Source organism: Fictibacillus enclensis, assembly GCF_001457035.1.
Classification (GTDB): Bacteria; Bacillota; Bacilli; order Bacillales; family Fictibacillaceae; genus Fictibacillus_C; species Fictibacillus_C enclensis.
In genome coordinates this window covers 1,386,194-1,399,601 of the sequence record NZ_KQ758617.1, presented here as the reverse complement: position 1 = coordinate 1,399,601, position 13,408 = coordinate 1,386,194, and the positions used below count along the sequence as shown (strand labels likewise).

Here is a 13,408-nt window from a genome sequence, read left to right as displayed (position 1 = left end):
TTGTTTATTGGTACATTTTTTCTCTTTGTTTTTGAAGTTCATCATTTTCAAGGAATTCATCATATGTCATCTGCTTGTCAAGAAGACCGTTCGGCGTAATTTCAATAATACGGTTGGCGATCGTCTGAACAAACTGATGGTCATGGGAGGTGAACAACAACGACCCTTTATAATTGATCAATCCGTTGTTCAGCGCCGTAATGGATTCCAGATCCAGGTGGTTGGTTGGATCATCGAGCAGCAACACATTACTGCCGCTAAGCATCATTTTGGACAGCATGCAGCGTACTTTTTCTCCACCTGAAAGAACTTTTGCCTTTTTCATCACTTCTTCGCCGGAAAACAGCATGCGTCCTAAAAAGCCGCGCAAAAAACTTTCCGACTGATCAACTGGTGAATATTGGCGGAGCCAGTCAACAAGATTAAGTTCGTTATTTTCAAAGTAAGAGCTGTTGTCTTTTGGGAAAAAAGCTTGTGAAGTGGTTACGCCCCATTTAAAGCTTCCACTGTCTGCTTCCATTTCACCCATCAAAATTTTAAAAAGGGAAGTTACTGCAATTTCGTTTTTACCTGTGAATGCAATTTTGTCCCCTTTATTCATCGTAAAGCTAACGTTGTTCAGCACTTGTTCCCCTTCGATGGTTTTGCTCAAACCTTCAACGCGAAGAAGATCATTTCCGATTTCACGGTCAATTGAAAAATTCACATAAGGATATTTTCGGGTGGATGGACGAATGTCATCAAGAGAAATTTTCTCAAGCAATTTCTTTCTGGACGTGGCCTGTTTAGACTTTGAAGCGTTAGCGCTAAAGCGTGCCACAAAGTTTTGCAGTTCCTTGATTTTTTCTTCTTTCTTTTTGTTCTGTTCCTGGGCCATTTTCAGTGCCAGCTGGCTTGATTCATACCAGAAATCATAGTTGCCCACATACAATTGGATTTTGCCAAAGTCGAGGTCCGCCATATGTGTACAAACTTTATTTAAGAAATGACGGTCATGCGAAACGACGATAACGGTGTTCTCGAAATTGATTAAAAACTCTTCGAGCCATTTAATCGCACGAAGATCCAGGTGGTTGGTCGGCTCATCCAGAAGCAGGATGTCAGGTTTTCCAAACAATGCCTGTGCAAGAAGGACTTTCACTTTTTCCGACCCTGAAAGCTCAGCCATCTTTTTATAATGAAGATCTTCTCCAATGCCCAGTCCTTTTAAGAGTATGGCAGCTTCCGATTCCGCTTCCCAGCCGTTCAATTCGGCAAATTCTCCCTCAAGCTCTGCCGCTTTAATGCCATCTTCATCGGAGAAATCCGGCTTCATGTAGATCGCGTCTTTTTCCTGCATGATTTCATACAATCGGGCATGCCCCATGATGACCGTTTGCAGAACTTCATTTTCCTCGTATTCGAAGTGATTTTGCTTCAAAACGGCCAGGCGTTCTCCAGGTGTTATATGAACATCACCGGTTTGTGCTTCAATTTCACCGGACAAAATTTTAATAAAGGTGGATTTTCCGGCGCCGTTTGCTCCAATTAAACCATAGCAATTGCCGGGTGTGAATTTAATATTCACGTCTTCAAACAATTTTCGGTCTCCATACCTCAGACCTACATTAGTAACTGTAATCATAAATTTTACTTCTCCTTCGCTGATTCCATAATCTCAATGATTGTATCATAACATACTCTGCCATACACCGTGCAAGTGGATTTAAACTGCTTTTCTTCCCATGAAAAAGAGCGGAGAAGAAATCCACCCCTCCGCAGTTTATGCTAATCTGAAATTTTTTCTACTATTATATTATACTTCGATGTTTTCCTTTTGCAGCTGTTGGAGCTGTTCAAAGAAGTTGGGGTATGAAACGGTAACGGCGTGGCTGTTTTGCAGTGACGTTTCTCCTGCACTCAGACATGCAGCGATTGCCAGCATCATTCCAATTCTGTGGTCACCGTGACTGTCAGTCTCGGCCCCTTGCAGATGTTCCGTTTTCTTGATAATCATCCCATCGGCTGTAGCAGTGATATCTGCACCGAACTTTTTCAGCTCATTAACCACCGTGTCAATACGGTTGGTCTCTTTTACTTTTAGTTCAGCTGCATCCTTAATGACTGTTGTGCCGGAAGCTTGGGTTGCTGCGAGTGCAATGATCGGAATTTCATCGATTAAGCGTGGAATAATTTCTCCGCCGATTTCAATTCCATTAAGCTTGGACGTACGAACGGTAATATCAGCATAGGGCTCTGAATCCATTCCGGACAGCCCAGAGATGGTCAGATCAGCTCCCATTTGTTTGAGAACATCAATAATACCTGTTCTGGTGGGATTCATGCCTACTTTTTTCAAGGTTATTTCACTGTTAGGAATAATGGCCCCTGCCACCAGAAAAAACGCGGCAGATGAAATATCACCCGGAACCTCAATATGTGTTCCTTTTAGGGTTTGGCCACCCTTCAAGCTTGCGGTCTTCCCACTTACCTCCACTTCACATCCGAAGGCTTTCAACATGCGCTCGGTATGGTCCCTTGAGGTATGCGGCTCGGTTACAGAAGTAGTTCCTTCTGCCTTTAAACCAGACAACAGCACGGCGGACTTCACCTGAGCACTCGCAACGGGCGAATTATAATGAAAACCTTTCGTTTTTCCACCACGGATGGAGAGCGGTACAAAATTCCCATTGTCTCTTCCATCAATGACGGCTCCCGTTTCCCGCAATGGCCCGGTTACCCTTTTCATTGGCCGCTTGGCAATTGAAGCATCTCCAGTAAGACAGGAATGAAAAGATGTGTTGGCAAGTATGCCAAGCATTAAGCGAATCGTAGTGCCTGAGTTCCCAACATCCAGAATATCCGAAGGTTCATTCAGACCGTCCAAACCTTTTCCTTCTATTTTAACTGTATCATCCTTCTGCTCAATGGATACCCCCATCTTCCGGAAGCAATCGATGGTGCTCAAACAATCATCACCGGGAAGGAAACCGTTCACGGTTGTTGTGCCTTCTGCTATGGATCCGAACATAACTGCACGGTGGGAAATCGATTTATCTCCGGGAACTTTAAGGGTCCCCTGTAAACCTGATACAGGCCGCAACGTTTTCAACATGTTTTTACCTCCTTATTTACTACATGGCAATGTACGTTGTAAATTGCAATTCTTCCAAGCTTTCTTTTGCCGACTGACGATCGTCCTCAGACTGAAAACTTATCCTCAGCACGCCGTAAATATCTTCTCTGGCTTCGATGACACGAATGTTTGTAATGCTGAGCTTGTTGTCTGCAAGGATTGATGTGACACGGGAGATCACTCCAATATCATCAATGATGTCAACATAAAGGTCATAAAAGGAAGTAATCGCTCCTTTTGCTTTGATCGGCAAGGCATCGCGATAGGTTTTTGCACCTGAAAAATAGTTGTAAAGACCCTGATCATTCTCACTTTTAACCAAATCTTTGACGTATTCCATTTCGTAAGCCCACTCATCGATCAGCTGCAATATATTTTCTTTATTATGCTTGATAATATCCTTCCACATGGCCGGGCTGCTCGAAGCAATCCGTGTAATATCTTTAAACCCTCCGGCAGCCAAATCATTGATTTGAGCATGAGAATTGGCATATTGCTCAACCTGGCGTACCAGGCTGGCCGCCACGACATGTGGAAAATGACTGACCACCCCTGTCAGTAAATCATGCTTTTCGGCATCCATAACAATAAATTTGGCATGTGTACCTTTTAGCCATTCCTTCAGTTCATTGATTTGGTCATCCGGTGTTGAAGGGGTTGGAGTCATCATGTAGAACGCATTCTCAAACAGATGCGCTTTTGCACTTCCCGGGCCTGACTTATGTGAACCGGCCATCGGATGGCCGCCAATAAAATCGATGCCCTTGTCTTGCAGCTTGTTAGCTTTCTGCATGATTTTGCTCTTTGTGCTGCCTACATCGGTAATCAGTGCTTTAGGCGGGGTTTCAAAAGAAGCAAACCAATCCAGCAAGCGTTCGGTTTCCTCCACTGGAGTTGCCAGAACAATAAGATCAGCAGTTGTTGCTTCTTTCTCCAGATCGCTGCAAATTTCATCCACAATCTGCAGTCTTTTTGCCAAATTTTCATGATCCCGAGAAATGTCATGTCCAACAATAATGCATTCGTGTTCTTTTTTAACTGCCATGGCAATGGATCCGCCGATAAGGCCCAATCCGATCAGCAGTACCCGTTTTTTCACAGTTATTGCTCCTTGTCTGTCATTAAAAATTTCTGCAATGCGTCCAGCAGGATGGAATCATTTACTTCTTTTACATACGGCTGCCCGATCGCTTCAAGCAGCACCATTTTGACCTGGCCGGATGTTGATTTTTTATCTCTCTTCATGGCGCCGAGCAGCTGTTCTGCATCGAGTTGGGATGGAACGCCAGGGTAATTGAACTGTTTTAGCCAGTTGGAGATCTCTTTATAATGAAGGTTTGTGTTTCCAAGCTCCTCGCTCAGTTTCAGTGCAAACCTCATGCCAATCGCCACAGCATCACCGTGAGAGATTGTGCCATAACCGGATTCACTCTCAATAGCATGGCCAAGTGTATGACCGAAATTTAAAATGGCCCGGAGTCCTTTTTCTTTTTCATCCTGTGAAACCACTTCTGCTTTAATCGAGATTCCCTTTTTTAGAATATAAGAAAGGTTTCCCGGCTGGATATCGGATAAGTCAGAGATTTCTTCTTTTAAATAATGGTAAAATTCTTCATCCTGAATCAATGCATGTTTGATGACTTCTGCAAAACCGGAACGCAATTCCGTGAGAGGCAAAGAATCCAGAAAATCAATGGAATAAAAGACCGCTTCCGGCTGGTGGAACACACCTACCATGTTTTTGCCGAGCGGATGATTAATCCCTGTTTTCCCCCCTACCGCACTGTCGTGGGCAAGTAGAGTCGTTGGGATCTGGATGAATCGGATACCCCGCATGTACGTCCCAGCCACAAATCCTGCCAGATCGCCAATCATCCCTCCGCCAAGCGCTAATATAAGAGAATTTCTGTCCAACCCTTTTTCCAGCGCAAACGTGAGACTATTATAATAGTTGGAAAATGATTTTTCGCCATCTCCGCTCGGTACAACAAAGTTGTGCACGGGCAGTTCCAGGCCTTGAAGAGCTTCAACGACTTTATCCAGATAAAGGGAGCTGACCGTTTTGTCGGAAAGGATAAGAACACTTGTTACAGCCGGCCTTAACTCATTTATAAAAGGAGAAAGATCCGTAATAAACTCATGCCCAATGAAAACAGAATATTGCTTTGTTTCGGTTTCAACGTGCAAGGTTTCCATTAAAACTCACTCGCCTGCTGGTTATGGCGTGCGATATTTTCCTTCATTCGCTCGATGTTGTCAGCGCCAAATTGTTCCACAAGGGCAGCGGCAAGTTCCCAGGCGACAACGGCTTCTGCCACAACGCTGGCAGCAGGAACAGCGCAGCTGTCCGAACGTTCAATGCTTGCCTGAAAAGCCTCCTTGGAATCAATATCCACACTTTGCAAAGGTTTATATAATGTAGGAATGGGCTTCATAACGCCTCTTACAACAACAGGCATTCCTGTTGTCATGCCGCCTTCAAACCCTCCGGCATTGTTTGTTTTTCTTGAGTAGCCCTCTTCTTTGTTCCATGTGATTTCGTCATGGACAAGGCTTCCGGGCTTATGAGCCGCTTCAAACCCAATTCCGATTTCCACTCCTTTAAAAGCATTAATGCTCATCACAGCAGCGGCAAGTTTCGCATCCAATTTACGGTCATAGTGAACATAGCTGCCAACACCGATCGGCATCCCTTCAACAATCACTTCTACAATACCGCCAATCGAATCTCCGTTTTCCTTTGCCTCGTCAATGGCTTTCATCATCTTAAGGCCTGCTTCTTCATCCAAACAGCGGACAGGTGATGCTTCCGTTCTTTCCTGAAGATCATTAAGAGTGTCATAGTCCATTTTTTCTGCAACTACCCCGCCAATCTCGATGACATGGCCGCCAACCTGGATACCCAGCTCTTTTAGTAATTGTTTCGCGACAGCTCCGGCTGCTACTCGTACTGTCGTTTCCCTTGCGGATGAACGCTCCAATACGTTTCTCATATCCCGGTGATTATATTTAATCGCTCCATTTAAATCAGCATGCCCGGGACGGGGACGCGTAATTTGGCGTTTCACTTCTTCACTATCATCTTCAAGGGGTTCAGCACCCATGATTTTCGTCCAGTGTTTGAAATCGCGGTTTTCAACTGCCAGTGTAATCGGCGATCCCAGCGTATAGCCGTGGCGCACGCCGCTGTTAATGATGGCCTGGTCCTTTTCGATCTGCATCCTGCGGCCGCGGCCGTGCCCTTTTTGTCTGCGGGACAGTTCTTCATTGATGGCCTGCGCAGTTAAAGGCAGTCCCGATGGCACACCTTCCAGGATGGTAGTTAGCTGTGGTCCGTGTGATTCTCCGGCTGTTAGATATCTCATGTTACATTTCCTCCAGTTTCTCTTAATGGAATATAAAAAAAGCCCCTGCTAAAAAAATAGCAGGGACGAATTTATTCGCGGTACCACCCTCATTGCGGACAAACATCATCCACCTCTTCATTCAGGATAACGGTAATTAACCGTCCTTTTTTATAGGTCGGATCAACCAACCGTTCAAAAAGGAAGCTCGAGGGTGTAATTCGCATTCTCCTTTGTGCTGATTCTCACCGTCCATCAGCTCTCTTTATAACAGGGAGAAGAATACTACTGTTGCCTGTCATTGCATTTTAAGATTGTATTATATCAAGTTTTAACATGGTTAACGCGGATTGTAAAGAGGATCAGAGGAATTTTTATAATTTTACAGTTTCTCTAAAAAAATCTGAAAATAAGACCTTGACAAGATATACTGCCATGCTTTAAAGTAGCAAACAATACTCAATAAAATTTATTCGGAGCTGTTTTTTTTCGGAAGGCCTAAACGGCATCGGAACATTAGCTGGGTCCATCCCTATTAACAGCGATGGATTGATTTTCAAATAAGAGGAGGAGCTTAAATGTCTAAAGAGCTAGAAGAATTACGAAGTGAAATTGAAGCGGTCGATGAACAGATCCTGAGTCTGCTGAACAATCGTGCCGCCATTGTAAAAGACATTGGAAAACTAAAAGAAATGCAAGGTGTAAAACGTTTTGATCCTGTCCGGGAACGCAAATTGCTGGATCTGATCGAAGCCAGAAATGAAGGACCATTTGAGACCTCTACTCTTCAATATATCTTTAAGCAAATCTTTAAAGCGAGCCTTGAGCTCCAGGAAGATGACAACCGCAAAGCACTCTTGGTATCCCGTAAAAAGAAACCGGATGATACGATTATCAATATTAAAGGAGAGCAAATCGGAACAGGCGAACAGCATTTCGTGATGGGACCTTGTGCTGTTGAAAGCTACGAACAAGTGAAGCAAGTGGCCAAAGCACTTAAAGATCAGGGCTTAACCCTCATGCGTGGCGGAGCTTTTAAGCCGCGTACCTCTCCATATGATTTCCAGGGTCTTGGAATGGAAGGCCTGAAGATTCTTCGCAGGGTTGCAGATGAGGAAAATCTTGCTGTCATCAGCGAAATTCTGAACCCTAACGACTTGGAAGAAGCGCTCGACTATGTTGATGTAGTTCAAATCGGTGCCCGCAACATGCAGAACTTCGAACTATTGAAAGCTGCCGGCGCCATCCGCAAGCCTGTACTATTAAAGCGCGGACTTTCAGCCACTATTGAAGAATTCATGTACGCTGCTGAATACATCCTGGCTCAAGGTAATGACCAGATCATCCTTTGTGAGCGTGGAATCCGAACATACGAAAAAGCGACTCGAAATACGCTTGATATTTCTGCTGTACCGATCCTAAAACAAGAAACTCATCTTCCGGTAATGGTTGATGTAACACATTCTACAGGAAGAAAGGATCTCCTGCTTCCTGCAGCAAAAGCGGCCCTTGCTATTGGAGCCGATGGAGTAATGGCAGAGGTTCACCCTGATCCTGCCGTCGCATTGTCAGACTCTGCGCAGCAGATGAACATTCCTCAATTCCATGATTTCATGAACGAAATTAAAAAACACGCAGCTGTATACACATCTTAACCTAAAAAGACGGTCCCTCCAAGGGCCGTCTTTTTGTGTGCAGAGACCAGAGACCACCCCTTCCCCCCTTTTCCTGTGGTATACTTTCCTTATTGCACGAAAAGGAAAAGGATCTAACTTATGGAAAAAACACAAACACTTCAACAAAAAGCGTTACTTTTTTGCCGATTGGTTTTCCCAGTTTTAATTACCCAGCTTGGCATTTATGCCATGAATTTTTTGGATACCGTAATGTCCGGCCATTCAGGAGCGGCACAGCTCGCCGGGGTCGCGATCGGATCGAGTATTTGGGTACCTGTTTTTACAGGTTTAAGCGGGATTTTAATGGCTCTGACCCCCATTGTTTCACAGTTTAATGGTGCTGGAAAAAAGGACAGCGTTCCAGGAGCGGTGATACAAAGCCTTTATTTGGGGCTTGCTTTGGCGGTTGCCGTCATACTGGCGGGATACTTTGTTCTCGATCCCCTTCTTCACGCCATGCATCTTGATTCAACAGTCAGTGATGTGGCAAGAGGATATTTAATCGCGTTGTCAACGGGCATCATTCCTCTCTTTTTATACAATGTTCTCAGATCATTCATTGATGCTCTCGGAAGAACCCGGGTGTCCATGTTTGTGACCGTCGCCGCTCTCCCGGTCAATGCGCTTTTCAATTATCTCCTTATCTTTGGGAAATGGGGATTTCCGGAGCTTGGGGGAATTGGAGCAGGTTATGCCACAAGCATTACCTATTGGTTCATCGCTGTTATAACATTTATAATCATTCATAGAGTGGAACCATTTTCCCTCTACCATGTTTTTCACCGCTTTCCGGCCGTATCAATCCACGCCTGGAAGGAACAGCTGAAAATTGGCATTCCCATCGGTTTTGCCATCTTTTTTGAAACCAGCATCTTCGCCGCGGTGACGTTGCTTATGAGTTCTTTCAGCACAGCGACAATTGCAGCTCATCAATCGGCCATTAACTTTGCGTCATTTCTTTACATGCTGCCCCTCAGCATATCGTTCGCCCTAACGATCGCTGTTGGTTATGAGATTGGCGCAAAACGTTATTCCGATGCGAAGCAATACAGTTATCTCGGGATGGGCACTGCAGTGATATTGGCCCTTCTCTGTGCGGGCGGCCTTTTGCTTTGCCGTGAACAGGTTGCGGGACTGTATTCAAGTGATCCTTCAGTGATCTCCCTAACGAAACATTTCTTGCTGTACGCGGTGTTCTTTCAATTGTCGGACGCGATAGCCGCTCCCATCCAAGGCGCACTGCGCGGATATAAAGATGTGAATGTCACCCTCGTTTTATCCTTGATTTCATATTGGGTGATCGGGCTGCCTGTGGGCTATATTCTTGCAACCTCCACCTCTCTAGCTGCGTTTGGCTATTGGGTCGGTTTGATCTCCGGACTGGCGATGGGCGCGATCCTGCTCTATTTGAGAATGGCCTATATTCAAAAAAAACAAACAAAAAAGACAGTTTCATCAGCACAATGAATCTGTCTTTTTGTATGAATTACGATAATTTAAACAGCAACTTCCTCAGCACAGGCACTAAATAGCTAACCAATTCCGCTGCACTCGGTACGACAACCTGGTGGCTGCCATATATATTTTTCATCAGATTTTGAGCTTCCTCTGTTACTTTTCCATTGGAAATGTACATGCCAAGAATCTCGATTCCGAGCTTGCGAGTTTGCGTAACCGCTTCATGGGTGTCAAGTATGCCAAGGTTTTCATAATCAAATGCTGCAGGTTCTCCATCGGAAAAAACAAGCAAAAATTTTTGTTTTTCCTTGCGCCTTAGCAAATCCTCAGCTTTTTTCCGGATCGAGTAGCCATCCCGGTTGTCTTCCTGAGGCTCCAGCTGCAGAATTTCCGGACCATATTGATTTTTTAACGAATGATTGAATGAAATAACTTCTTGAAAATAATTGGGCTGACTGTCTTTTTTAGCATCTGCAGCATCCTCCCAAAACCCAACAATTGAATGTGGGATCCTGACAGCTTTCAAGGTTTCATGGAACAAAACAATCGCTTGGTGAGTTTCATCCATTTTGTCAAACATGGAGGCGGAACAATCGACCAGCAAGGTAAACACGGCATCGAGCTCTTGCGGCGATTCCATTTTTTTATAAAACAAGCGCGGGTTTTTATCCGTCAACAGCCGCGTCAGCTTCTTGCTCAAGCGCCCAAAATGCAGATCCTGATTAGGTACATTCTTTTTGTGTTCAATCGTTTTCAGGAAACTTTGCTTCAATAAGCTGATCGAAGGTTGAACGGCTGATTTGATTTCCAGGTATTTTTTCAATTCCAGTGGAGTCGGGAATCTGGTCTCCACCTTTTTCTCAACTGCACACCGGTTCATCTCTCCATAAGGAAATACTTCCTTTCCGGGAGCGCTTCCCTTTTCATCCAATCCGGCGTCCATTTCAGCGGAAAAATCGTTGCCTTTCGACTGTTTTGCTCCGGCCTGTACCGCACCAAATGCCTGGTCTCCTTCTTCAGCCCTTCTTCCTCCTTCGCCGAGTAAGTCAGTTGATGTACCCTGATCCAGGTCAAATTGCAGAAATGAATCCGTCGGTGACGAGGTTTCCTCATGCCAGCTTGGCATTTCCTCATGCTCGGTGTCTTGCCCGTCCGTTTCTTCTTCCGTTTCCATGGTGTGTGGAGCTTTAACTTCGTTTTCTCTCGTAAGGTCCTTGAACGTAGCCGTTGTGGATTCATAAAAGGATAAATAGGAAGTTATCATATCCTTAATATCCCATTCCCGAAGAATTTTTTGTATCACCTGCATGATCTCTGCGATTTCCTTGGTGCTGTGGGCTTTATTCAACTGAAGGAGCGGCGCACGAATTTTGTCATAAAACCCGCTCAGGGGAGAATTCAGCTGCACAAGGCGATGATTGGCCAGTAAAAAGATACTGCAGAAAAAAGCGTCAAGCCACTTTCTTTGCTGGAGGTGCTGGCGCAGCTGCCGTTGAAAGTACGTGAGAAGAACCTTTTTTCGTTCGGAAAAAGAAACCGCCATTCCCGGCCTTCTTGCAATGCATTCCTTCTCGAGCCGGTAATCTTCAGCAAAAAGCAGAAGATGCTTTAAAAACTGATGATGTTTTTCCTGTTTAAACGACTGAAGTACTTCTTGTAACACTCGGAGATCACTGAAATAAAAGTTTCCAAAGCTGCGCAAATACACTTCACTTTTTAACCCTTGAAGCTGGACCGGTCCAGGATATGTCATCCAAAACTGGCTGACATGGATGAAGTGGCCAGATTTATTTAAGTAGGAATGATACGAAAACTCAACCTCCAGCTTTGGATCTCTTGATAAGGTTTTCGCCAAGTCTATAAGCTGCATATGAAGAAAAGCGTCAATCTTGGTATCTGCAAACGATAAAAACTTCATGTGGTTACACCTCCTTTTTACACTGTCGGAGTTTTCTGGAGTCTCGCACCTTTCACTCCAGCCAACTGGTCAATGAACTAAAGAAAAAGAGTGTCGGCGATGTTGTGGATCAGTGTCCTTTCCCGTTGATCCTCCAATTTATCGGTAACCGCTCTTTGTATGGCACGTTTTGGAGGCATATATGCAGAAAGATCTGCCGCATCAAGCAACGCCCGGATGGATGCTGCATCCTCCGACAGCTGGCCGGTGCTGGTTTGCTGAACCAAATCAGCAGAAAACTGAACAAATGACTTTAATAATTCTTCATCCTTCTGCTCAGACTGGTTGAGAAGCATCTCATACAGTGTATCTCCCTGTATATACGGCACTTCAATCACTACAAACCGGTTTTTTAACGCTTCATTTAATGGAACGGTGCCAATATACCCTTCATTAATGGCAGCAATGACGTTGAAGCCTTCAGACGCTTTGAGCAGTTCGCCGGTAAACGGATTGGTCACCGTTCTCCGGTAATCCAGAATCCCATTCAGGATCGGCAGGGTTTCCGGCTTGGAAACGTTAATTTCATCAATATATAAAAAGTGGCCGTTTACCGCAGCCTTTGTCACCGGCCCTGGTATAAATTCAATTTCAGAATGGCCATTTTCATAGGTGATCGTCTTGTGGCCAAGCAATGCTTCCGCATCAAGATCCACTGAACAGTTGATCGAGTGGAGTGGCTGCTGAAAGAGAAATGATAAATACTCTGCGAGCTTCGTTTTTCCTGAACCGGTTGGCCCTTTTAACAAGACATTTTTACCCATCAGAAGTGCGATGACGGCGTCACTTACGATCTCCTGATTTTCTGAGGTATACCCTTTGTTCCCGATCAAATGCTGATAATCACTTGTTCGGTTTAGAAGATTGTTTCTGAAATTTTTCAGCTTTTCCAATAATCCATTTGGCAAATTCAAATCATCTATACTCATGGGAAAAATCCTTTCATCTATATAAACATAAACACCTATTATATAGTATCTCTCTTCGCATGTCCTTTCAAATACTTGGTTTTCCCTCGCATTGACATTACCCTTGAATCTCTTTAGAATTTAGAATTAGTACCAAGTGCTAAATGACGTAAAGGACGTGTTTTTTTGAGTAAAAAAGTAGCTCTAGTCACAGGCGGAACAAGAGGCATCGGCAAGGCGATCGCATCAAAGTTTGCGGCTGAAGGATACAATCTTGTCTTGAATTTTATGAGAAAAAAGAAAGATGCTGAACAAACAAAGCAAGAATTTGAAGAAAAATACGGAATTACCGTTCATATTGTAAAAGCAAATGTAGGTGACCTGGAACAAATTAAAGCTTTGTTTGCGGAAGTGGACCAATCATTTGGCCGTTTGGACGTCTTCATCAACAATGCGGCTTCCGGTGTCTTGCGCCCTCTTATGGAAATCGAAGAATCCCATTGGGACTGGACACAGGATATTAATGCAAAAGCATACCTGTTTGCTGCCCAGCAAGCAGCAAAACTAATGGAGAAAACGGGTTCAGGAGCCATCGTGGCCCTCTCCAGCCTTGGTTCCATCAGAGCCCTTCGAAATTACGTTGCTGTCGGGGTGTCCAAAGCCTCTGTTGAAGCAATCACCCGTTATTTGGCGGTAGAATTGGCTTCCATGAACATTGTGGTTAATGCCGTTTCCGGCGGTGCGGTTGATACAGATGCATTGAAGCATTTCCCCAACCGCGAGGAATTATTGGACGAAGCGAAACAAAAGAATCCAGCGGGACGCATTGTTGAGCCGGCAGATCTTGCGGAAACCGTGTATTTTTTATGCACCCCTGCTGCAAGCATGATCAGGGGTCAGACCATTATTGTGGATGGCGGGCTGTCCCTTTTAGCGTAAAAAAGTATCAA

10 protein-coding genes and 1 other annotated feature are annotated in these 13,408 nt (G+C 44.6%); of the genes, 3 read left to right on the top strand and 7 right to left on the bottom strand.

Annotated elements, in window-relative coordinates:
• Positions 1-4: 4 nt before the first annotated feature.
• From AS030_RS07325 to aroC, 5 genes are all read right to left on the bottom strand, one after another.
• Positions 5-1,624 (bottom strand): ABC-F family ATP-binding cassette domain-containing protein, encoded by a 1,620-nt coding sequence (locus AS030_RS07325; RefSeq protein WP_061969992.1) that lies wholly within the window; start codon positions 1,622-1,624, stop codon positions 5-7.
• A gap of 171 nt (positions 1,625-1,795) precedes the next feature.
• Positions 1,796-3,094 carry a 3-phosphoshikimate 1-carboxyvinyltransferase gene (gene aroA, locus AS030_RS07320; protein ID WP_061969989.1) on the bottom strand — a complete coding sequence of 433 codons (1,299 nt, stop codon included), beginning with the start codon at positions 3,092-3,094 and terminating at the stop codon, positions 1,796-1,798.
• Positions 3,095-3,113: 19 nt separating this feature from the next.
• Positions 3,114-4,214, bottom strand: coding sequence for a prephenate dehydrogenase (locus AS030_RS07315; protein ID WP_061969986.1), 1,101 nt, complete (start codon positions 4,212-4,214; stop codon positions 3,114-3,116).
• 2 nt (positions 4,215-4,216) lie between these two features.
• Entirely contained in the window at positions 4,217-5,311 is a 1,095-nt protein-coding gene (aroB, locus tag AS030_RS07310; protein ID WP_061969984.1) for a 3-dehydroquinate synthase, read from the bottom strand.
• Entirely contained in the window at positions 5,311-6,480 is a 1,170-nt protein-coding gene (aroC, locus tag AS030_RS07305; protein ID WP_061969981.1) for a chorismate synthase, read from the bottom strand. The genes aroB and aroC overlap by 1 nt, the downstream gene beginning before the upstream one ends.
• Before the next feature lie 58 nt (positions 6,481-6,538).
• Positions 6,539-6,770 (bottom strand) — a binding site (T-box leader).
• Between the two features lie 267 nt (positions 6,771-7,037).
• On the opposite strand from aroC, the gene AS030_RS07300 reads away from it, so the two are divergent.
• Both AS030_RS07300 and AS030_RS07295 read left to right on the top strand, forming a co-directional pair.
• Positions 7,038-8,114 (top strand): bifunctional 3-deoxy-7-phosphoheptulonate synthase/chorismate mutase, encoded by a 1,077-nt coding sequence (locus tag AS030_RS07300; RefSeq protein ID WP_061969978.1) that lies wholly within the window; start codon positions 7,038-7,040, stop codon positions 8,112-8,114.
• Between the two features lie 120 nt (positions 8,115-8,234).
• Positions 8,235-9,602 carry an MATE family efflux transporter gene (locus tag AS030_RS07295; RefSeq protein WP_061969975.1) on the top strand — a complete coding sequence of 456 codons (1,368 nt, stop codon included), beginning with the start codon at positions 8,235-8,237 and terminating at the stop codon, positions 9,600-9,602.
• Positions 9,603-9,621: 19 nt separating this feature from the next.
• Here AS030_RS07295 and AS030_RS07290 read toward each other — a convergent pair whose 3' ends face one another.
• Positions 9,622-11,511, bottom strand: a complete 1,890-nt coding sequence (locus tag AS030_RS07290) for a vWA domain-containing protein (RefSeq protein ID WP_061969973.1) — start codon at positions 11,509-11,511, stop codon at positions 9,622-9,624.
• A gap of 77 nt (positions 11,512-11,588) precedes the next feature.
• Positions 11,589-12,479, bottom strand: a complete 891-nt coding sequence (locus AS030_RS07285; RefSeq protein WP_061969971.1) for an ATP-binding protein — start codon at positions 12,477-12,479, stop codon at positions 11,589-11,591.
• Between the two features lie 165 nt (positions 12,480-12,644).
• Here AS030_RS07285 and fabL point away from each other — a divergent pair, with 165 nt between their 5' ends.
• A complete protein-coding gene (fabL, locus tag AS030_RS07280; RefSeq protein WP_061969968.1) occupies positions 12,645-13,397 on the top strand; it encodes an enoyl-[acyl-carrier-protein] reductase FabL in 753 nt (250 codons plus the stop codon).
• Positions 13,398-13,408 lie beyond the last annotated feature (11 nt).